14 protein-coding genes are annotated in these 21,497 nt (G+C 59.9%); 11 read left to right on the top strand and 3 right to left on the bottom strand.

Annotated elements, in window-relative coordinates:
- Positions 1-47 precede the first annotated feature (47 nt).
- The 3 genes from recC to recD are packed head-to-tail and all read left to right on the top strand — an operon-like array spanning position 48 to position 9,099.
- Positions 48-3,401: an exodeoxyribonuclease V subunit gamma gene (recC, locus tag LD28_RS0113210; RefSeq protein WP_033137425.1), complete on the top strand. Its 3,354-nt coding sequence runs from the start codon at positions 48-50 to the stop codon at positions 3,399-3,401.
- Positions 3,401-7,024 (top strand): exodeoxyribonuclease V subunit beta, encoded by a 3,624-nt coding sequence (recB, locus tag LD28_RS0113205; RefSeq protein ID WP_033137424.1) that lies wholly within the window; start codon positions 3,401-3,403, stop codon positions 7,022-7,024. The genes recC and recB overlap by 1 nt, the downstream gene beginning before the upstream one ends.
- Positions 7,021-9,099 carry an exodeoxyribonuclease V subunit alpha gene (gene recD, locus LD28_RS0113200; protein WP_033137423.1) on the top strand — a complete coding sequence of 693 codons (2,079 nt, stop codon included), beginning with the start codon at positions 7,021-7,023 and terminating at the stop codon, positions 9,097-9,099. Before recB ends, recD begins: the two co-directional genes overlap by 4 nt.
- A gap of 54 nt (positions 9,100-9,153) precedes the next feature.
- Here the strand turns inward: recD and LD28_RS22520 are convergent, their stop codons facing one another.
- A complete protein-coding gene (locus tag LD28_RS22520; RefSeq protein WP_081959566.1) occupies positions 9,154-10,311 on the bottom strand; it encodes an AlbA family DNA-binding domain-containing protein in 1,158 nt (385 codons plus the stop codon).
- Positions 10,312-10,838: 527 nt separating this feature from the next.
- Between LD28_RS22520 and LD28_RS0113195 the strand changes: the two genes are divergently transcribed.
- Together LD28_RS0113195 and LD28_RS0113190 are read left to right on the top strand one after the other, a co-directional pair.
- Positions 10,839-11,318, top strand: a complete 480-nt coding sequence (locus LD28_RS0113195; protein WP_033137422.1) for a GNAT family N-acetyltransferase — start codon at positions 10,839-10,841, stop codon at positions 11,316-11,318.
- A 266-nt stretch (positions 11,319-11,584) separates the two neighbouring features.
- Positions 11,585-12,583 carry a GGDEF domain-containing protein gene (locus LD28_RS0113190; protein WP_033137421.1) on the top strand — a complete coding sequence of 333 codons (999 nt, stop codon included), beginning with the start codon at positions 11,585-11,587 and terminating at the stop codon, positions 12,581-12,583.
- Positions 12,584-12,703: 120 nt separating this feature from the next.
- On the opposite strand, the gene LD28_RS0113185 is transcribed toward LD28_RS0113190, so the two are convergent.
- Positions 12,704-13,327: a porin family protein gene (locus LD28_RS0113185; RefSeq protein ID WP_033137436.1), complete on the bottom strand. Its 624-nt coding sequence runs from the start codon at positions 13,325-13,327 to the stop codon at positions 12,704-12,706.
- 880 nt (positions 13,328-14,207) lie between these two features.
- Between LD28_RS0113185 and dcuC the strand changes: the two genes are divergently transcribed.
- On the top strand, positions 14,208-15,578 hold the full coding sequence (gene dcuC / locus LD28_RS0113180) for a C4-dicarboxylate transporter DcuC (protein WP_033137420.1): 1,371 nt from the start codon (positions 14,208-14,210) through the stop codon (positions 15,576-15,578).
- A 501-nt stretch (positions 15,579-16,079) separates the two neighbouring features.
- Positions 16,080-16,844 carry a helix-turn-helix domain-containing protein gene (locus LD28_RS0113175; RefSeq protein ID WP_033137419.1) on the top strand — a complete coding sequence of 255 codons (765 nt, stop codon included), beginning with the start codon at positions 16,080-16,082 and terminating at the stop codon, positions 16,842-16,844.
- A gap of 49 nt (positions 16,845-16,893) precedes the next feature.
- On the opposite strand, the gene LD28_RS0113170 is transcribed toward LD28_RS0113175, so the two are convergent.
- Entirely contained in the window at positions 16,894-17,706 is an 813-nt protein-coding gene (locus tag LD28_RS0113170; protein ID WP_050514329.1) for a UTRA domain-containing protein, read from the bottom strand.
- A gap of 212 nt (positions 17,707-17,918) precedes the next feature.
- Here LD28_RS0113170 and LD28_RS0113165 point away from each other — a divergent pair, with 212 nt between their 5' ends.
- From LD28_RS0113165 to LD28_RS0113150, 4 genes are read left to right on the top strand one after another with little or no spacing between them, the layout of a single operon-like run.
- On the top strand, positions 17,919-18,980 hold the full coding sequence (locus LD28_RS0113165) for an ABC transporter substrate-binding protein (protein WP_033137417.1): 1,062 nt from the start codon (positions 17,919-17,921) through the stop codon (positions 18,978-18,980).
- 9 nt (positions 18,981-18,989) lie between these two features.
- Entirely contained in the window at positions 18,990-19,823 is an 834-nt protein-coding gene (locus tag LD28_RS0113160) for an alkaline phosphatase family protein (protein ID WP_033137416.1), read from the top strand.
- On the top strand, positions 19,823-20,722 hold the full coding sequence (locus tag LD28_RS0113155; RefSeq protein WP_033137415.1) for an ABC transporter permease: 900 nt from the start codon (positions 19,823-19,825) through the stop codon (positions 20,720-20,722). The genes LD28_RS0113160 and LD28_RS0113155 overlap by 1 nt, the downstream gene beginning before the upstream one ends.
- On the top strand, positions 20,715-21,491 hold the full coding sequence (locus LD28_RS0113150) for an ABC transporter permease (protein ID WP_033137414.1): 777 nt from the start codon (positions 20,715-20,717) through the stop codon (positions 21,489-21,491). Before LD28_RS0113155 ends, LD28_RS0113150 begins: the two co-directional genes overlap by 8 nt.
- Positions 21,492-21,497 lie beyond the last annotated feature (6 nt).

Genomic DNA, 21,497 nt, shown 5'->3' with positions numbered 1-21,497 from the left:
GCTCGCCTTTTCCCTCGCCCCCTCTCATCCACAGGCGGGAATTGCTCATGTTTACCCTCTACCACTCCAATCAGCTGGATCTGCTCAAAGAGCTGCTGGTGAGCCGCATCCGGCAGGCCCCTCTCTCTCACCCCTTCGATCGGGAGCAGATCCTGGTGCAGAGTCCGGGCATGGCCCAGTGGCTCAAGCTGGAGCTGGCCAAAGCCTTCGGCATCGCCGCCAATATCGATTTTCCGCTGCCCGCCAGCTTTATCTGGGAGATGTTCACCCGGGTGCTGGCAGATGTGCCGCGTCAGAGTCCCTACAACAAGGGATCCATGAGCTGGCAGCTGATGACCATTCTGCCTGCCTTGCTGGATCGCCCCGCCTTTGCCCCGCTCGCCGCCTATCTGGGCGGTGGAGAGGACGAGGATCCCGCCAGGGATCCCGAGCAGGTGCGGTTGTGGCAGCTCTGCCAGAAGGTAGCGGATCTCTTTGACCAGTATCTGGTTTACCGGCCGGACTGGATCGCCCGCTGGGAAGAGGGGGAAGGATTGAGTCAGGAGCTGGCCGGGGTGAGCGGTCAGGACTGGCAGCCCGAGCTGTGGCGCGAGCTGGTGGCCCGCACGCTGGCGCTCTCTCCGAGCGGCTACCACCGCGCCAACCTCTACGAGGAGTTTATCCACGAGCTGGAGCGTACCGCCGATCTGCCGGGCAAGCTGCCGCAGCGGGTCTTTGTGTTTGGCATCTCGGCGCTGCCGCCGCGCTATGTGGAGGCGCTGCTGGCCCTCGGCAGTCGGCCGGAGGTGGAGGTGCACCTGTTCGTCACCAACCCCTGCCGCTACTACTGGGGAGATCTGCTGGATCGCAAGACGTTGGCGCGCCTCGAAAACAAGCTCAAACCCGGCACCGATATCGAGACATTGCAGGGCCCCGCCAACCCGCTGCTCGCCTCCATGGGCAAGCTGGGGCGCGACTACCTGCACCAGCTGATGGAGCTGGAGGTGCCGCAAATCGAGGCCTTCGTCGATATCGACGAGGTTGATGGCAAAGGCAATGTCAGCCTGCTGCGCGCCATCCAGAAGGATGTGCTGGAGCTGGCAGAACGGGGCGCCGGTCAGTTCGATCTCGACAGCAGCCATCACAAGAGCCCCATCGATCCGGCGGATGGATCCTTGCAGATCCACGCCTGCCATGGCCCGATGCGCGAACTCGAGGTGCTGCACGATCGGCTGCTGGCGCTGTTCGAGCAGGACCCGACCCTCACCCCGAAAGATGTGGTGGTGATGATGCCGGATGTAAACAGCTACGGCCCCTACATTCAGGCGGTGTTTGGCGCGCGGGGCCAGATCCCGTTTGCGGTATCGGATCGGGCGGCGAGTCAGGAGAGCCCGCTGCTGCAAAGCTTCCTCGCCCTGCTCAGGCTGCCCAACGCCCGTTTCGGGGCAGGGGAGCTGCTCGCCATTCTCGAGGTGCCCGCCGTGCTGCGCCGTTTCGAGCTGGATGACGACGAGTTCAACCAGCTGCGGGTCTGGGTGCAGGAGACCGGCATCCGCTGGGGGCTGAACGACGGCTATCCCGTCCGCTTCGATCTGCCGCCCATGTCCGGCAACAGCTGGCTGTTCGGCCTGCGCCGCATGCTGCTCGGCTTTGCCATGGGGGATGGCGAGCCGGTGGCGGGCATCCTGCCCTACGCCGATATCGAGGGGCAGCAGGGGCTGGCGCTCGGCAAGCTCGCCTGGTTTGTCGATTCGCTTGCAGAATTCCTGCCCCGCCTGCAACAGGCCCAGCCGCTGGCCGAGTGGAACGCCTGCCTGCTGGCGCTGCTGGAGCGCTTCTATCTGGCCGACGAGGATGAAGAGCGTCAGCTTCAGCTTATTCGCAGCCAGCTGGTCGAGTGGCAGACCCGGCTCGGCGAGGCCCGTTTCGAGCAGCCCATCACCGCCGACTTGTTGCAGGATTATCTCGGCAGCGTGCTGGGAGAATCCCGCTCCAGCCAGCGCTTCCTCGCCGGTCAGGTGAACTTCTGCACCCTGATGCCGATGCGCTCCATCCCCTTCAAGCAGGTCTGTCTGCTCGGCATGAACGACGGCGTCTACCCGCGCACCCTGGCCCCCATGGGGTTCGATCTGATGGCGGTGGCGTCGCGGCGCGGGGATCGCTCCCGTCGTGATGATGACCGCTACCTTTTCCTCGAGGCACTGCTCAGCGCCCAGCAGGGGCTCTATATCAGCTATCAGGGCTTCAGCGCGCAGGACAACAGCGACAAGGTGCCGTCGGTGCTGCTGGCGGAGCTGATCGACTATGTGCGGCAGGGCTTTGTGCTGGCGGGGGATGAGGATCTGGACGATGAAACCTCCGGCAAGCGGCTGCTCAACCACCTGATGGTTGCGCACCCGCTCACCCCCTACAGCCGCAACTACTTCTACCCGGAGGCGGGTTCGCGCCTCTTTACCTATGCTGCCGACTGGCTGCCCGCCCTCAATCCGGTGCGCGGCGCGGCCAACTTCCAGAGCGGCGAGCTGCCTTTACCCCCCGAATGGGGCAAGGAACAGGGGCTGGAGCTGGCGGAGCTGCTGCGCTTCTATCGCCAGCCCACCAAATATTTCCTCAACCGCCGCCTCAAGGTGTGGTTTGAACTGCACGAGGCCAACATCGAGGACAGCGAGCCGTTCGAGCTGGATGGCCTGCAACATTATCAGCTGAAAGATCTGCTGCTCGATGCCCATCTGGCGGAAGGAGATAGTACCGAGCGTCGCGAACGGTTGCAGCTCACCGGCCTGTTGCCGCAAGGGTGGTTCGGCAGCCTGCTGTTGGACGATCTGGATGCCGAGATGGGCAAGCTGGCGGATCGGCTGCGGCCATGGGTTGCTGCCAATGAGTCAGAAAAGCAGGCGGTGGAGATCGATATCTCCCTCACTCAGGGCCAGCTGCAAGGGTGGATTGACACTCAGAAGGGGCGTTTGCTGGTGGTCAAACCCGGCAGCTTCAACGGCAAGGATCTGCTGCTGGGCTGGATCCAGCACCTCTGCCTCTCATTGAGCGGCGCCCCCGGCGACACCCTGCTGTTCGATGCCAAGCAGAGTCTGCGGTTAGCCAAGCTCGCTGCCGACGAGGCGCGGCCCAAGCTGGCGGCGCTGGTGGCGTGCTGGGCGCAGGGGATGAAGCGGCCGCTGCCATTCTTCCCCAACACAGCCTGGGATTGGCTCAAGGCGATCGAGAAGGATCCCGACAAGCCGGAGGCGGCCGACAAGGCGGCCCTCACCCGTTTCAACGGCGGCTGGATGATCAATGGGGAAGGGGCAGACGTTTACGTTGCCCGCTGCTTCCCCGAACTCGATGACGAGGTGCTGGGGCAGTTGCAGGCGCTGGCCCGCGAACACCTGACCCCGCTGCTCAAGACCCTGGAGGAGCTGAAATAATGGCTAACCCGCTCAATACCCTGCGTTTTCCCCTCCATGGTGAACGACTGATCGAAGCCTCCGCCGGTACCGGCAAGACCTACACCATCGCCGGTCTCTACCTGCGCCTGCTGCTGGGCCACGGCCCGGTTATTGAACAAGAGAGTGGCGAAGAGGGCGCCGATGTGGGTCAATCCTGCGCTCATGAACGGCCGCTCTCGGTGACCGAGATTCTGGTGGTGACCTTTACCGAAGCGGCCACCGCCGAGCTGCGCGGGCGGATCCGCGGCCGCATCCACGAGGCGCGCCTCGCCTTTATGCGCGGTCACAGCAGTGACACCCTGCTGGCCCAGCTGTTGGCAGAGGTGGCGGATCACGAGCTGGCGGCCCGCCGCCTGCTGGCCGCCGAGCGGCAGATGGACGAGGCGGCGGTCTTTACCATCCACGGCTTCTGCCAGCGGATGCTCAAGCAGAACGCCTTCGAGTCGGGTGCCCTCTTTGAAACCGAATTTCTCACCGACGACAGCCAGCTCAGGCTGCAGGCGGTAAGCGACTACTGGCGCGCCGAGTTCTATCCGGTGGATAAAACCCTCGCCAGTTCGGTGCGCGCGCTCTGGCCGAGCCCCGCCGCCCTGCTGCGGGAGATGAGCAGCTGGCTCGACAACAGCGAGCTGGAGATCCACCCCGTGTTGGGGGACGAGACCCTCGCCGCCCGCCATCAGGCGGCCATGAGCCGCATCGCGGCGGTGAAGAGTGAATGGCTGGCGCAGACGGACGAGATCCGCCGCCAGACCGACGGCCAGATCAGCCGTTACACCGGCAAGAACTACGAAGGGTGGCTTGCCAAGATAGCCGACTGGGCACAGGACGAGAGCAGTGGCTACGCCATCCCCAAGGAGCTGGAGCGCTTCGGCCAGACGGTGCTGGAGGAGAACCTCAAGAAGGGGGGCGCCGTGCCGACTCTGCCGCTGTTCAGCCAGATCGATGAACTGCTGGCGAGCCGCCCCGGTATTCGGGATCTCATCCTGCAACGGGCGGCCAAAGTAGTGCGCAGCCGGATGCAGGCCAGCAAGCGCCAAGCCCATCAGCTCTCGTTCGATGACCTGCTCAAAGACCTCGACGGGGCGCTTGGCTCCAGCCTTGGCGAGCGGCTCTGCGATCGCATTCGCGCCACCTACCGGGTGGCGATGATCGATGAATTTCAGGATACCGACCCCCAGCAGTACCGCATCTTCCATCGGCTTTACGGCGGCCACACAGACACGGCGCTGTTGATGATCGGCGACCCCAAGCAGGCCATCTACGGCTTTCGCGGCGCCGACATCTTTACCTACATTCAGGCGCGGCGAAATGTGAGCGCCCACTATACCCTCGGGCGCAACTGGCGCTCCAGCAGTGCGCTGGTGGGGGCGGTCAACGGCCTGTTCGAGCTAGCCAAGGATCCCTTTATCTACGAGGCGGATATCCCCTTCCTGCCGGTGGAGGCGCAGGGCAAGAGCAAGGCGCTGCTGCTCGAGGGTGCTACTGCCCCTGTGCTCCACTGCTGGCAGCTGAGCGGCCAGCCCACCTTCAATCGGGGGGATTACCAGAGCAAGATGGCCCGCGCCACCGCCGCCGAGATCCACCGCCTGCTGACGCTGGCCCGCGAGGGCAAGGCGCTGATCGGTGACAAGGCGGTGAAGGCCGGGGATATCGCCGTGCTGGTGCGCACCGGCGCCGAGGGCAAGCTGGTGCAGCAGGAATTGGCGCGCCTCGCCATCGCCTCCGTCTATCTGTCGAACCGCGAGAGCGTGCTGGAGCAGACTGAGGCGCGGGAGATCCTGCTGATTTTGCACGCCTGCCAGAATCCGAGCGAAGAGCGCAGCCTGCGGGCGGCGCTCGCCACCGGCCTGTTTGACCTCGATGCCAAGGCGCTCGATGGGCTGGCCAGCGACGAACGGGCGTGGGAGAGCGCAGTGCAGGAGTTTATGGAGTACCGCAAGATCTGGCATCGCCGCGGCGTGCTGGCCATGTTGCGGGCCCTGCTGCACCGGCGCAATCTCGCCTCTTCGCTTTTGGCGAGCCCCTATGGCGAGCGGCGGTTGACCAACTTCCTCCATCTTGGCGAACTGCTGCAACAGGTGAGCAGCGAGCTGGACGGGGAGTACGCCCTGCTGCGCTGGCTGGGGGAGGCGGTGAGCCGCCCCAACGGGCAGGATGCGGAGCAGGTACTGCGTCTCGAATCCGAGCGCAAGCTGGTGCAGATCGTCACCATCCACAAATCCAAGGGGCTGGAGTACCCGCTGGTGTTCCTGCCCTTTATCTGCAGCCACAGGACCGCCGAGACCCCGCTCTATCACGAGGCGGATGAGGCGGGCAATCGCACCATTCTCGATCTGACCGGCGCCGACTCGTCGCTCGCTGAAGCGGACAGGGAGCGCCTTGCCGAAGATTTGCGGCTGCTCTATGTGGCGCTGACCCGGGGCGTTTACGCCACCTGGCTGGGGCTGGCGCCGGTGCGCGCGGGGGCGGGCAAGTCGGAGAAGACCGACCTGCACCACACCGCCATCGGCTACCTGCTGCAAAAGGGCGAAGAGGGGGATGCACAGACGCTGGCGACCGCCCTCACCGAGCTGTCGCAGGCGCTGCCCGGGGTGGCCGTCGGTGAGCCCTCGCTCACCCGTCCGGCCCCGCTGCCGCCAGAAGAGGAGCAGCTGGGCGAGCCGCAGGTGCGCCACTTTACCGGCTCTCTTGAGCGGGACTGGTGGATCAGCTCCTACTCCGGGCTGGCGGCGCAGGGTCACGGTCACAGCAAGGGGGTCTTGGCCAATCCCGGCTTCGATGATGAGGTCGTCACCGAAGCTGCCGCTTTGGCTTCCGAGCAACCGGAGGAGGCGCCCCAGCCCTCCATCTTCACCTTCCCGAAAGGGGCGCGCCCCGGCACCTTGCTGCACAGCCTGTTCGAGACCATCGACTTTCAGAGCGCTGGTGGCGAGTCGCTGGCAGAGCATATCGCCAGCTTGTTGCTGCAAGACGGCTTCGAGGAGAGCTGGGCCCCTGTGCTGCAACAGCAGGTCGAAGCGGTGCTGGATACCCCGCTGGAAACGGGCTTTGGCGAGCCGGTGCGGCTGCGGGATCTGGCCCCCGAGCGCAAACAGGTGGAGCTGGAGTTCTTCCTGCCCATGGGGCGGGTGACGGCACCGGCGCTGACCGCCCTCTGCCAGCAGCACGACCCGCTGTCGCGGGGCAACAAGCCGCTCAGCTTTGCCACCGTGCAGGGGATGCTCAAGGGCTTTATCGATCTGGTGTTCGAGTGGCAGGGGCGCTGGTATCTGCTCGACTACAAATCGAACCACCTCGGCATGAGTCCCGCCGATTACAGTCGTCCGGCGCTGGAGCGGGCGATGGCCGAGCACCGCTACGACCTGCAATACCAGCTCTACTCGCTGGCGCTGCACCGGCTGCTCACCCTGCGCCTGCCGGGCTACGACTTCGAGCAGCATTTTGGCGGCGTTTTCTATCTGTTCCTGCGCGGCATGCCGCAGGGGGGCATTTTCCATACCCGCCCGAGCCGTGAACTGGTGCTGGGGCTGGATGAGTTGTTTAGAAATGGTGATCGCTCAGGCGGTGTTTCATCAGCAGAATTAAACGAGGTAGAGGCATGAGCGGCACCATGATCAGCACCGCAGCCAGCGCAATGATGGTTGAACGGCTCAAAACACTGGCGTTGGCTGGCCGTATCCGCCAGCTGGATCTGCAGTTTGCCAGGCTGGTGGCCGACCTTGGCGGCAGCCCCGAGCTGGTGCTGGGGGCTGCGCTCACCTGCTTCGAGCTGGGGCGTGGCCATGTCTGCCTGCCGCTGGAGATGCTCGCGCATTCTGGTAACGAAAAGCCATCCCTGCGGCCGTTCGGGCTGGATCCCCAGCAGAGCCGGGATCTGTTGGCTGATCTGGCGGACCCTGCCCGCTGGCCCGCCCTGTTTGCGGCAAGCCCGCTCGTGGGTACGGAACAGGATGACGGGCTTGCCCCGCGCTGGCCGCTGCGGCTGTGGCACGGGCGGCTCTATCTCACCCGTTACCACGATCACGAGCAGGGGGTGGCCCGCCATCTGCGCGCTTTGAGTGAAAGAGCCGAATGGCCGGAGATAGCCCCCGCCCTGTCGCGGCTGTTTGCCCGCGACTATGGGCTGGTGTTCGCGGCGCTGCTCAACGCCCGCCTCGCCCCTGACTTCTCAGCCCGCCACTTTATCGAGAAGTATCTCGATCTGGTGTTCCCTAGCGAAGTGGACTGGCCCGCCATCGAAGGGCTGCTGGCCAGCGCCCAGGCGGCCAGCGACTTGAGCAAGCTGGATACGCTGGTGCCCGAGGCGCTCTGTTGCAACGGCCAAAAGCTGGCGGCGGCCACGGCGGCGGCGCGCCCCTTTGCGGTGATCTCCGGCGGCCCCGGTACCGGCAAGACCACAACGGTCGCCAAACTGCTCGCCATTCTGGTGGAGACCGGCCTGCAGGCGGGCAAGGCCCCGGCGATCCGGCTGGTGGCTCCCACCGGCAAGGCGGCGGCGCGCCTGACCGAGAGTATCGGCTCTGCCCTGCAGGCCCTCGATCTGCCCCCCGAATGGGTCGAAGCGATCCCCACCGAGGCGGGCACCCTGCACCGGCTGCTCGGGGTGATCCCGGGGCGCAGCCAGTTCCGCCACCACGCGGGCAACCCGCTGCACCTCGACCTGCTGGTGGTGGATGAGGCCTCCATGGTCGATTTGCCGATGATGGCGCGCCTGCTCGATGCGTTGCCGAGCCACGCCCGCCTGATCCTGCTCGGCGACAAGGATCAGCTCGCCTCGGTGGAGGCGGGGGCCGTGCTCGGCGATATCTGCAGCTTTATCGAACAGGGCATCAGCCCGGCGCAGGCGGATTGGCTCTCCCGCCAGACCGGCTACCGCCTGCAAGGCACGCCCGCGGGGGCACCGGTGCGCGACAGCCTCTGCTTGCTGGCCAAAAGCTGGCGCTTTGATCAGCACTCTGGCATCGGCCAGCTGGCGCGCGCCTGCAACAGCGGCGATGCCACGGCGGTGGAATCAGTCTGGGGCATGGGCTTTGCCGATATCAGCCTGCACCCCTGGGCCGGGGAGGCCTACGACGCCCTGATTGCCCAGGGGGTAGCCGGTTACGGCAGCTATCTGAAGGCAGCCCGCGCGGGGGAAGCGCCCGCCGCCGTATTCAAGGCATTCAACAGCTTCCAGATCCTCTGCGCTCTGCGTGACGGCCCGTTCGGGGTGCTGGGGCTTAACGAGCGGCTCGAACTGGCCCTGTCACGGGCTGGCCTCATTGCCCGCGATGGCGACTGGTATGCCGGTCGCCCGGTGATGGTGGTGCGCAACGACCACGGGGTCGGCCTCTACAACGGCGATATGGGGCTCTGCCTGCCCGATGAAACCGGGCGGTTAAAGGTATGGTTTGAGCAGCCGGACGGCACCCTGCGCGCCCTGTTGCCCAGCCGCCTGCCACCCCACGAGACGGTCTATGCCATGACCATCCACAAATCCCAGGGCTCGGAATTTACCCATACCGTGCTGGTGCTGCCCGACAGCCCCAGCCCGCTGTTGACCCGCGAGCTGGTCTATACCGGCATCACCCGTGCCAAGGCCCGCCTCGATCTCTATGGCGATCGCGCCCTGCTGGCACAAGCGGTGCGGAAAAAGACCGAGCGTTATTCAGGGTTGGCGGAGAGGTTGGGGGAGTGATTGGATTGGACGGCGGTAAAGGAATCTACCGCCGTTTTAATGTCATTCACTAATTTAAAATCCAGAGGGAGGATTTATTTGCTCAAAAACCCACTCCGAAAAAATTTTTTCAACATCCCATCTATTATAATTTTCGTTAGGGTAACGTTTTCTCATTAAATCTGACTTGCAGGAATTAAATTCATGATATTTTTCCATGAATTTTTTGGAAAGTTCATTTAATTCACTGTCACTGTCAATTATAAAAAACGGCAATTTTATTATGGGTGGTTTTAGTTGGGTTGTGATTGGTGTAGATAGTGTTTGAGATGTATCACAAGGCACTTCACTTTTTCTTATGTGTTGAAATAAACTATATTCAATAGTTCCTTTTTTATAATAGTAAATCTCACAGTAAAATTCGGCATTTGACCCATCTTGAGCTTCTGGATAGGTAATAAATTCAATGTTTGGGAATGGTATAGTCAAACCCTCGTTGTAGTAATTAACCACAGGCAAGGTTTTAATAATTTTGTTCTTATATTTTAAGTGGTAGTCAAACTGTCTTGCATTCTCAAAATATAAATTTTGCCACCAATAATTACCTCCCTCATGCTCTACACTCCCAATCTCAATAGTGAAATCAGGATCATTAGAATAAAAGGCTTGGCTAATACCATCATAGTCCCAGCATTTGGCATCTTCTAAAAGAATGGAGAATCTATCAGGGGCTGTCAGGTTGAGGCCGAATCTTTCAAACCACATCGCTCTGACATCAATTGGATTGGCACATGAATCTAATGGTGTATTAGCATCATTTGTCCGTGAATAAACAACACCAGCTCGTATTGATCTACCCTGATGACTGTATTCTTTTGTCAGGTAATATGGTTTTAAAGGCTTATTAAATATTGTTAGAATTGCTAACTTGGCTTCATTAAATTGTAAAAAATCAAGCTGAATGTTTGGAATGTTATCTTCACTAAAACGTAGTCCTCTAAGCGCAGTGATAATATCTGCTTGAGTATATTTTTTATCACTGTCATTTAATCCAACTACTTCTAATGAATCAGATATTCCGAAAGCTATGTATCTATTCCCATTGTGAATTACATTAGCCATACATAGAATATCATGGACCATTGCAGCCATATTGTTGTGGAATTTTTGTTTGAAGTCCCACCAGAGACCTTCTTTACCTTTTGAGAGTAAGTCATTAATAATGCTGTTCATTTAATAAAACCATGAAGTAATGTAAATTGTATTTTGCAATTGTCGTCAGTTTACCTTCAAATATGACCGCAATGGAACTATTTACATGCTTATAAGCTGAACTCGCATGTTGGGCTTCGCAGGCTCAGCACCAACCTACCGATTGTGTAGGTTGTGGCTGAGCCTGCGAAGCCCAACGTTTACCGCGTAATCTCTTTTTTCCGCCCCTCATCCCCAGCCCTTCTCCTTCTTTTTAAATAAACGGGAGAAGGGAGCAATGCCGTTACCGCTGTCCGATTACGCTTCGCTAATCGAACCTACGTGGCTGGCGATCATATTTCCGATGCTGCTTTATCCCCTCTCCCTCTGGGAGAGGGCTAGGGTGAGGGGAGCAGGTTGCCACAATGTCCACTTCGCCCACTTGGTAAAATCGGGTAGGGTGCAAAGAACGAAGTGAATTGCACCGCTGCTATTTATCTGCCAAAAGGTGTAATGCGCTGCGCTTATTACACCCTACATCCAACCAACACACGACAGGATGTCATTGATTGAGACTTGAATTTAACACTATCGATCTGGATCGGGATTACGAGCTCTGTGTGCAGGCGCGCAGGGATGCCTATTTTTGCAGCTTTCATACCCATGATGGTTTTGCCGACTTTATCGACGGCTATCGGGAGCGGATCCGCGAAAGGCTGGGGCAAGCGCAATGGCACTACCTCCATATCTGGGTGGGTGAACAACTGGTGGGCCAGCTGGAATTTCGCACTTTTTCCGATGAACCCGAGACTGGCTATGTGCAGCTGATTTATCTGTTCCCCGAATATCGCGGCCGTGGTCTGGCCGCTGGCTTGCAGGCTTATATTCGCCAGCAGTTGCTGGGAGCGGGCTGTAAATGGGCGATTCTCTCCGTGAGTCGCACCAATATGCGGGCGTTGAACCATTACCGGCGATCTGGCTGGGTATTTCTGCGCCCCAATCCGAAACATCAGGAGACGGATTTTTATCGGCTGACTCTGGCCGATTGACCTCTGTGGGTGCCTCTGGGTATCCCCTCATCTATCCCATCCCCCAAATGACTGAATCGTGAGTTAAATCCGGTAAATGGGGCGCGCTTGAGCCACACTTATGGCCACCCTGATTCAGCCTGCGCCGTGAGTGGCTGATAACCGGGGAAACGGTGGTGCGGTGGGGTTCTGGCTGACAGATCTGTTGCAATATGCCAAGGTAGCGCCCCACGATAACAGAGCGATTCTCCGTGGTGGCGCGGGGCAGAAGAATAAGGAAAACCGCTATGGTGCAGGACAGTGACACGATGAGGATTGCGAATCTTAGCGAGGCTGCGGTTCACGGCATTCTGGAGGTGATCAGCGACGGTATCTGGGATTGGAATGCCAATACCGGTTTCGTCTATCGCAACCCCGGCTGGTACCGGATGCTGGGCTATGAGCCGCACTCCCTCGGTAATACGGTCTTTACCTGGGAGAGCGTGATCCACCCGGACGATATGGCGCGGGTAATGGCGAACTTCGATCTCTGCCTGAGCGGCGCCGTTGCCGAGTATTGCGCCGAGTATCGTTGCCGTACCAAGGATGGCAGTTACCTCTGGATTGAGGATTGCGGTCGCATCATTGCCCGCAACCCGGACGGTTCTGTGGCGCGGATGATCGGCGCCCATCGCAACATCCACGCCCAGAAGCTGTTGCTGGAGCAGCTGGAGCTGCGCAATCAGACACTGGAGCAGCAGATTGCCGAGCGCACCGCCGAGCTGGTGCGGCTTAACGCGGCGCTGCAACAGAAAGCGGAGGAGAATCGTCAGCTGGCGGAGACCGATGCCCTGACCGGCGCCGCCAGCCGTTATCGGCTGGAGCGGGCGTTGCAGCTGGAGTGCGAGCGGGCTCGCCGCTTCCATCAGCCGTTTACGGTGATCGCCATGGATGTGGACAACTTCAAGCAGATCAATGACTGCTATGGCCACAATGCGGGGGATCAGACCCTGATCAACATAGTGGCGCTGGTGCGCCGCCATATCCGCGAGATCGATCTGCTGGCCCGCTGGGGTGGCGACGAGTTTATGGTGTTGCTGCCCAACACCGGCCGCGAGGATGCGCGGGTGGTGGCGAGCAAGGTGCAGGCATTGATGGCGAGCGAGCCCATCTGCCCCCACGCCCCCGCGACCATGAGCTTCGGGGTGGCGGAGTATCAGCAGAATGAGCATTGCGAGAACCTGATGGTGCGCGCCGATCGGGCGCTCTATCAGGCCAAGCAGCTGGGCAAAGACCAGATCTGCTAACGGCGCAGAGTGTGGCAAAAAGTGCGACATAAAGGCAGCAAAAAGGGCCGCAGGATTGAAACCTGCGGCCCTTTTTCTGGTGCGCATATTGGTATCTGCGCACTGCTGGCGCGGCGCGACTTAGAAGTGGTAGCGCAGGCCCAGCTTGAAGGTATCCAGAGAGTAGTGCTCGTCACCCAGGGTCATGGCATTGAACTGGCGCTCGTAACCGATACCGGCAGAGAAGTGGTCGTTGAAGGCGTAGTCCATACCCACTTCCAGATTCGGGTGAACAGTGCCCTTGGTCTGGCTGCTTTGAGTGGTCATGCTCATGCTGGGGATGTAGGCGCTGCTGGTCGCATCCACCTTGGTGCTGGTGTAGGCCAGGCCCGGTTTGGCATAGGCGCTGAAGCCCCAGGCCAGCGGCTGGCTCAGTTTGGCTGCAATGCTGATACTGCGGGTGTCGATGGTTGAGTCAATGGAGCCGTTGATCGCGCCAGTTAACGTGGTCTGCTGGCTCATCCGCTGGGCGTGCAGGCCCCCTTCAATGGCCAGCCAGGAGTTGAGGTCGTAACCGGCAATCAGGCTGCCGCCATTGAGGCGATTGTCGATGATCTTGTTGTTATAGGCCCACTCGGCTTCGCCTTTCAGGTCCATTTTAGAGGTGGTCAGATCCAGACCTGCATACCAGCCTTCTGCACAGGCACCGCCGCTGAGGAGCAGGCCGAACAGGGAGAGGGCAATTGCGCTGTTAAACTTTTTCATGAATTGTTTGTCCTGATATGTGAACTGCATGTGATTGGTCTTTCCCATCCATGAAAGTTATTAATATTCCCTGAAACTCCTAAATCTAGGTGGTGCAGTATAATCAGGCCATTTTTCAATAACAAGCCGCCTCCGGTTGGTTACGCAAAGCTGGTAAGTATTAACTTTGACAATAACTGTTTAATTAATGATTAATGTTATCCTGTCGTTATTTATAGATAACCAAAATAAGCGAAATAACAGGGCTGGATGACTTTCCCGATAGCTTGGCCAGAGGTGTTTGATATTACAGGGGATTATTTTTCACAACCGACAGCCTATTTGATTACTGGTTGGGTGAATTTCAAGCAGTTGTAGATGGTGTCGATTGCTGACCTGTTGTTGCAATTTTGAACACGTGTTTTTCCCTCCAAACGGGCCAATTTATTCTGGTTGGTTGCATTTTTTATCTGAAAACGGTCAATATTTGGTCGCTTTTCGCTGTTGTTTTGCTCTTGTCTGGTTGCATTCACGGCACTCTGTTCATCTGGTTACTGGCGATAACAGGCAAGCAGAGGGGCTAAGTGGCCGATCTTCGATCGCTGGCTGGTTATCGCTCCATTTGATTCCCACGAGAGGGTAAATAGCGAAAAGGGGGTTGTTCGTTATTTTATGAAAAGATAGAAATGAGCTAGGTGGCAAGTTTGAGTAGCACCACATTTTGATAATATAGAATGTGCTATAGCGATATTTTAAAACTGGTCAAATATTAATTATTGCGGCAGTGATCACACCAGCCAATTCTATTTTAAGGCTGCTCTTGATACCCTCCGGTTCCCAATTATCAGCAATAATAATTCGCTTTAATTGGGTCGCATCGTGCAGTAACAGGGATATTTATATGTCGACAATATTGATTCTGGTGGTGGTGGGGCTGGTTGCCTACGCCATGCTCAAGCGGTTCAATCCGCAGGCGACCTTGCTGACTGCAGGTCTGGTGTTGCTGGCGTATGCCCAGTGGGCGGGGATCTCGTCGATCCTGCCCGCCGAGAACAGTCAGGGCTTCTGGTTCTTCGACCTGTGGGAGAAGTTCGCCATGGTGACCAACTCCCGTCTCGCCTCCACCGGTCTGACCCTGGTGGCAATTGCCGGGGTGGCGACCTACCTCAACCAGATTGGCGCCTCGGCGGCACTGGTGAAGGCCACATCGCGCCCCATCATGGCGCTGAAGAACCCCTATGTGCTGCTGGCGATCATCCTGCTGCTGGTCTCCATCCTCTATGTCTTTATCACCGGGGCGACCTCGCTCTCCTTGCTGCTGATGGGCACCCTCTATCCGCTGCTGCGCAACGCCGGGATCAGCGCCAAGACGGCGGTGGCCACCATCGTTATCCCCACTGCGTGGGAGTTTGGCCCCGGCCAGATCAACGCGGTGATCGGCGCCAAGGCGATCAATATCGAGGTGATGCCGTTCGTGGTGAACCATCAGCTGCTTTTCCAGATCGCGCTGCTGGTGACCATTCCGTTCGTCAACATCATGTGGCAGCGTCATTGTGACCGCAAAGAGGGCCATGACGCAGCCGCCGAGCGGGGCAAGTATCTGCACGAGCTGGAGGCGAAGCACGAGAACACCCCGGGTTACTACGCCCTGCTGCCGGTGATCCCCTTCGTCTTTCTGTTCGGCTTCTCCGAGCTGTTTGTCAGCGCCATCAAGATGACCATTCCGGTGGCCATGATGTCCACCATGACCCTCTGCATCATCATCGAGGCGCTGCGCTACCGTTCCCTCAACAAGGCATTCGCCAACTTCGAGGCCTGGCTGACCGGTACCGGGATGATCTTCGGCAGCGTGCTGACCCTGATGCTGGCGGCCGAATTCTTCTCCGCCGGTCTCACCAATATCGGCGCCATCACCCAGCTGATCGATCTGGCCAAGTCGTTCGAGCTAAACCCGCTCGGGCTGTCGCTGGTCTTCTCGCTCTTTATCCTGCTGACCGCCTTTATCACCGGATCGGGCAATGCCCCCGTGATGGCGTTTATTCCCATCGTGCCGCTGGTCTCCAGCCAGTTCGATATCAACCCGCTGTTGCTGCTGGTGCCGATCCTGTTTGCCGCCGGGATTGGCCGCACTATCTCGCCGGTGGCGGGGGTGATCATCACGGTGGCCGGTATCGCCAATCTCAGCCCGGTGGACGTGGTGAAGCGCACCTTCGTCCCCATGATGGCGAGCATGGCGGTAGTGATGCTGCTGACTGCGATCCGCTATATCTGATTGCTGAAACAGGAACGCAAGCGTCTGCCATCGGCAGGCGCTTTTTTGCGTCCGACGTTTGGTGTTTGTCGCGATTCGAGATAGAGGCAACGGCTGGGGGAGTTGCTTTTAGCGACGGATACGGGCAAAAGAAAAGAGCGGTGCTTTTGCAAGCGCCGCTCAATGCCAGGAAAGAGAAAAAACCTTACGGTTTAAAATAAAAAATTTGGAAGCAAACAATCGATTTCTCAACCAGGAAGGGTTTTGAATTCGATACGTTTCGATTATGCGTGATGTTCTATGCGGCACTAGCAAAATGTTTGCGGGTTGAAAGATATGCGCTGTCCGGTGTCATATTTTGCGACCTCACCGTTCAACTGGTCTGTCCTCACGGTAATATGCGGTGATTTTTTCTCTAGGCTGTTTTTTCGGTGTCAATATCTGAGCCTTGAAGGTAAAAACAGGTCAGAAGCTGACTCGGCATAACCATGCAATGAAAGTGCGATAACAAGGAATAGTGGCATGACCTACAGCCAGACCCTGGCCAACAATATTCTCGACACACTGAAGAAGACCCTGACCGACAAGGGGATCCGCTATCAGACCCTGGCGGAGGCGATGGGCGTCTCCATCGCGACCGTGAAACGGATGATGAACAAGCCCTCCCTGCCGTTCGATACCCTGCTGGAGATCTGCCATCTGGTGGGGCTCTCGTTCGAGGAGCTGCTGGATCGCACTCAGGATGCCCAGAGCCGCCGCGCCGTCTTTACTCAGGAGCAGGACGAGGCGTTTCACAAGGAGCCGGGGCTCTACGCCTTTCTTGCCAATATCTTCTGGCGCGACAAGACGTTGATCGATCTCAAGCGGGAGTACAGCCTGACCGATGCCTCCTGCTACCTCTATCTGCGCAAGCTGGAGAGGCTCGGCATTTTGCAGCTCGGTATCGACAACAGTTACCACTTCCTGATCAGCGAGCGGATCAGCTTCGAGCAGCACAGCCGTTTCGCCCGCCAGCAGGCGCGGCAGGCAATGTCGGTGCTGGGGGAGTATCTGGTGGAGAACATGCACAAGTCGAACAACTATATGGCGCTCTGTCAGCTGCACCTCAACGAGGGGGAGGCGATGGCGCTGATCGACCGGATGAAGGAGTACTGGCATCAGGAGATCAAGCTCAACCGCCCGGCCATCGGCCAGCAGGAGCATGCCAAGACCTACACCATGTCGTTGCAACTGGCCGACTGCGGCTACCAGAGCTTTGACGACATGATCCCCAATATCGACAACTGATCCCGGCGGATCCTGCGGGATCCGCGTCTGCTCGTGAGCCTGAACGTGGCTACTCTGCCAGTTGCACGGGCTGTGCTTTGGCGATGATGGGTTGCAACGCCCGGGTATCGAGGCAGATACGGATGGCATCCGGCCGCCAGTGCTCGATATCGCAATCCACCAGAGCTCCCCGCTCGTCATAGTTGACCCGCACCAGCCGCAGCACCGCGCTCCCCTCCGCCAGATTGAGGGCGCGGGCGATGGCGCCGCGCGCCGCCGAGGGGGTGATCTCGAGACTCGCCCCGCCCTGGCCTATGCCATAGCGCTGCTGATAGAGCTCGGTGAGGGAGCTGGCCAGCGGTGCGCTGGCGATATCGGGAAAGCGGCTGGCCAGCAGATGGTGGCTGACGTGGAGCACCGGGCGGCCGTCGATGAGACGCAGGCGGCGGATTTCATAAAGTGGAGTGAAGGGATCCAGCCCCATCCAGCGGCAGAGTTCGCTGCTGGCGAGCTCGCTACCGTGAGCCAGCACCCGGGTTTCGGCGGTGCGCTGCTGCTCGCCGATCCACTGGTGAAAGTGGGTGTGGATGGCGGGATCGTAGGTGAGGCGAGGCGGGGCCACGAACCAGCCGCGCCGCTCGGCCCGGTAGATCAGGCCATCCGCTTCGAGGCTGGAGAGCGCCTCCTTGATGGTGATGCGGGTGGTGGCGAAGCGCTCGCTCAGGGCCCGCTCGGCGGGCAGCTGCTGACCCGCCGCCAGCTGGCCGCTGCCGATATAGCGGCGCAGGGTCTGGCAAATCTGTTCACACTTGGAGGCGCGGCCATCTGCCGCTAGCCGTTCGCTCAATCTCGGTTCAATCACGCTGATATCCCTGTCGCTCATTCTGGCTGCGCGGGCTGGCTTAGCCCTTGTTGGTTCAGTCCTTGCTGGAGTAGTCCAGCTTCACTTGGGTTCAGAGTTGTAACCGCTGTGGATGACAGCGACATGACAGGGCAATTGTCATCAAACTGCCATCAAAGCGCCCCGCGACCGTCATATTTCCCCTCTAGCATCCCTCTCGAACCTTAACTGACCTAGTCCAGAGGGATGGGATGATGAAAAGCGTGATCGCAAGTGCACTGGCTCTGGTGGCCATCAGCCAACCGTTTTTTGCCGCAAATAGCTATGCCGCGGAAAATATTGCGGACTTGGAGAAGGCCGCTCGCGGCGAAGGGCAACTCAGCAGTATCGGCATGCCCGACAGCTGGGCCAACTGGAAGGATACCTGGCAGCAGATGGGCAGCATCTACGGCATCAAGCATCAGGATACCGACATGAGCTCGGCGCAGGAGATCGCCAAGTTCGCCGCCGAGAAGGCCAACGCCACCGCCGATATCGGCGACGTGGGCGGTGCCTTCGGTCCGGTTGCAGTCAAGCAGGGGGTCACCCAGCCCTATAAACCCTCCACCTGGGCCGATATTCCCAACTGGGCCAAGGATGCGGATGGTCACTGGATGCTGGCCTATACCGGCACCATCGCCTTCCTGATCAACAAGGATCTGGTCAAGGCCGCCCCCACCAGCTGGCAATCCCTGCTGGGCGGCAACTACAAGGTGACCCTGGGTGATGTGGGTGTCGCCTCGCAAGCCAACAACGGCGTGCTGGCGGCGGCCTATGCCACCGGTGGCAGCGAGAAGAATCTCAAGCCCGCCCTGGAGTTGTTCGGCAAGCTGGCCCAGCAGGGTCGCCTGTCGCTGAACGACCCGACCATCGCCAACATCGAGAAGGGTGAGGTGGAAGTGGGGGTGCTGTGGGACTTCAACGCCCTCAACTACCGCGACCAGATCGATCCCAAGAAGTTTGAGGTGGTGATCCCGAGCGACGGCTCCGTCATCGCCGGTTACACCACCATCATCAACAAGTGGGCCAAGAACCCCAACGCTGCCAAGCTGGCCCGTGAATACATCCTCTCTGATGCCGGTCAAATCAACCTGGCCCGTGGCTACGCTCGCCCGATCCGCAGCAACGTTGCGCTGCCGGATGACGTGAAGGCCAAGCTGCTGCCAGCGGAGCAGTATGCCAATGCCAAGCCGGTCAGCGACCATGCCGCCTGGGAGCAGAGCTCCAAGGCCCTGCCGCGCCAGTGGCAAGAAACCGTCATGATCAACATGCAGTAAGGGAATCCAGTGCAACACAAGGTGATAGTGGTACTTGTGGATGGTCTGGCAGCCGAGGTAGCCCACACCATGGGCTACCTCGGTGGCATGGTGGAGGCGGGGCGGGGCCTGCATACGACCCTGATCTCTGCCCTGCCGTCTCTCTCCCGACCCCTCTACGAGTGCATTCTGACCGGCGTGCCACCGGTGGCAAGCGGCATCACCCACAACGGGGTGAGTCGCTTGAGCCAGCACGACGCCATCTTCCATCTGGCCCGCGCCGCGGGCAAACGCACCGCAGCGGCGGCCTACTTCTGGGTGAGCGAACTCTATAACCGCAGCCCCTGGCTGGCGGCCCGTGATCGCTTTACTCACGACGAGCAGTTGCCCATCCAGCACGGCTGCTTCTACTGGGATGACCACTACCCCGACAGTCATCTGCTGATGGATGGGGAATGGCTCAGAACCCAATATGACCCCGATTTTCTGCTGATCCACCCGATGGGGGTGGACGATGCGGGCCACAAGTTTGGCCTCGATTCCCGCCAGTACCGCAATCAGGCACGCCGCATGGACAGCCTGCTGGCCGATCTGCTGCCCCAGTGGCTGGCGGAGGGGTATCAGGTGGTGATCACCTCGGATCACGGCATGAACAACGATCTGAGCCACGGCGGTACACTGCCGGAAGAGCGCACCGTGCCGCTCTGGCTGTTTGGCGATGCCTTTATCGAGCGCTGGCCGGATGGGGTGGTGATCGCCCAGACCCAGCTCTGCGCCCTGATGGCGGATCTGCTGGGGGTTCCCCACGACAAGCCGGCAGCGCCACCGCTGCTCAAGGCAGCCTTTATGCGCGAGGTGCACTGATGATGCCTGCAACCACCGAGATCCTCGCGGATCACCCCGTGGCAACCAAGCACAAGGTGCGCCGCCACTGGCTGCCCGCGCTGGTGCTGCTGCCGTTTATCCTGCTGATGACCCTGTTCCAGCTCGCCCCCATGGTGTGGGTGCTGGTGGGCAGCTTTCAGACCCCCGATGGTTGGGGCCTCGACTACTACCGGGAGATTTTGAGCTCCCCCTTCTACCTGCAATCGTTCGGCAACTCGTTGCGCATCGCCGGAATCGCCAGTCTGGCAGGGCTTGCCATCGGCACTCTGGGGGCGGCGGCGCTGCGCCACAGCGGCGAGCGGGTCAAGCGGCTGCTGCTGGCTTTCGTCACCATGACCGGCAACTTCAGCGGGGTGCCGCTGGCGTTCGCCTTCATCATCATTCTCGGCATCAACGGTGCGGTGACCCTGCTGCTGAAATCCTGGGGCCTCATCGACGGCTTTAACCTCTACTCGGGCAGCGGCCTTATCCTTATCTACACCTACTTCCAGATCCCGCTCGCCCTGCTGCTGCTCTACCCGGCGTTCGATGCGCTGCAGGATGAGTGGCCGCAAGCGGCCGCGCTGCTGGGGGCGAGCAAGGGGCAGTATGTGTGGCACGTGGCGCTGCCGGTGCTGACGCCTGCGCTGCTCGGCACCCTGATCATCCTGTTTGCCAACGCGGTAGGGGCCTATGCCTCCGCCTACGCCCTCACCACCGGTAACTTCAATCTGGTGACCATCCGGGTGGCCAGTCTGGTCTCCGGCGACATCTTCCTCGAGCCCAATATGGCGGCTGCGCTGGCGGTGATCCTGATGGTGTTGTTGGGGGTAGTGACGGCCGCCAACCAGTGGCTGCTGAAAAAGAGCTATGTGAACAAGGGGCAATCCCATGCGTGATTTGCAACCAAGCTGGCCGCGCTGGGTGCTGGGTGGGCTGGTCGCCACCCTGCTGCTGCCGCTGCTGGCTACCTTTCTCTACTCCATCTCCACCCGCTGGGGGGCGACCCTGCTGCCGGACGGCTTCACCCTCGATTGGTATCTCAAGCTGTGGGGCGATCCGCGCTTTCTGGCGGCGTTTGGCCGCAGCCTCTTGGTCTGTTTCGCCACCCTGCTGCTGGGGACCTTGGTACTGGTGCCCACCGTGCTGGTGGTGGCCTACTACTTCCCCAAGCTGGATCCCTGGATGAACCTGTTGATCCTGCTCCCCTTTGCGGTGCCGCCAGTGGTCTCCTCGGTGGGGCTGCTGCAGATCTACGCCGACGGCGTTCTGCCCATTATCGGCACGCCGTGGATCCTGATCGGCACCTGGTTCACCGTGGTGCTTCCCTTTATGTACCGAGCGCTGGCCAACAGCCTGCAAGGGGTGCCGCTCAGGGATCTGATGGATGCCGCCCATCTGCTGGGGGCGAGCAGTCGCCGCGCCTTTCTGCTGGTGGTGATCCCCTGTCTGCGCAAGGGGCTGCTGGCGGCGCTGTTTCTCTCGCTCTCCTTCCTGCTCGGCGAGTTCGTGTTTGCCAACATGCTGGTGGGCACCCGTTACGAGACCCTGCAGGTCTACCTCTACAACATGCGCGCCACTTCGGGCCACTTCACCAGTGCGCTGGTGATGAGCTACTTCCTGCTGACCCTGCTGCTTACCTGGGCGGCCAACAGATTTCATCGGTGATCCAAG

This window comes from Aeromonas finlandensis (assembly GCF_000764645.1).
GTDB lineage: Bacteria > Pseudomonadota > Gammaproteobacteria > Enterobacterales > Aeromonadaceae > Aeromonas > Aeromonas finlandensis.
This window is presented reverse-complemented; position numbering and strand designations above follow the sequence as displayed.

Coding starts and splice junctions, on each gene's coding strand:
- recC (WP_033137425.1), top strand. CDS start 48: ATGTTTACCCTCTACCACTCCAATCAGCTGGATCTGCTCAAAGAGCTG.
- recB (WP_033137424.1), top strand. CDS start 3,401: ATGGCTAACCCGCTCAATACCCTGCGTTTTCCCCTCCATGGTGAACGA.
- recD (WP_033137423.1), top strand. CDS start 7,021: ATGAGCGGCACCATGATCAGCACCGCAGCCAGCGCAATGATGGTTGAA.
- LD28_RS22520 (WP_081959566.1), bottom strand. CDS start 10,311: ATGAACAGCATTATTAATGACTTACTCTCAAAAGGTAAAGAAGGTCTC.
- LD28_RS0113190 (WP_033137421.1), top strand. CDS start 11,585: ATGGTGCAGGACAGTGACACGATGAGGATTGCGAATCTTAGCGAGGCT.
- LD28_RS0113185 (WP_033137436.1), bottom strand. CDS start 13,327: ATGAAAAAGTTTAACAGCGCAATTGCCCTCTCCCTGTTCGGCCTGCTC.
- dcuC (WP_033137420.1), top strand. CDS start 14,208: ATGTCGACAATATTGATTCTGGTGGTGGTGGGGCTGGTTGCCTACGCC.
- LD28_RS0113175 (WP_033137419.1), top strand. CDS start 16,080: ATGACCTACAGCCAGACCCTGGCCAACAATATTCTCGACACACTGAAG.
- LD28_RS0113170 (WP_050514329.1), bottom strand. CDS start 17,706: ATGAGCGACAGGGATATCAGCGTGATTGAACCGAGATTGAGCGAACGG.
- LD28_RS0113165 (WP_033137417.1), top strand. CDS start 17,919: ATGAAAAGCGTGATCGCAAGTGCACTGGCTCTGGTGGCCATCAGCCAA.
- LD28_RS0113155 (WP_033137415.1), top strand. CDS start 19,823: ATGATGCCTGCAACCACCGAGATCCTCGCGGATCACCCCGTGGCAACC.
- LD28_RS0113150 (WP_033137414.1), top strand. CDS start 20,715: ATGCGTGATTTGCAACCAAGCTGGCCGCGCTGGGTGCTGGGTGGGCTG.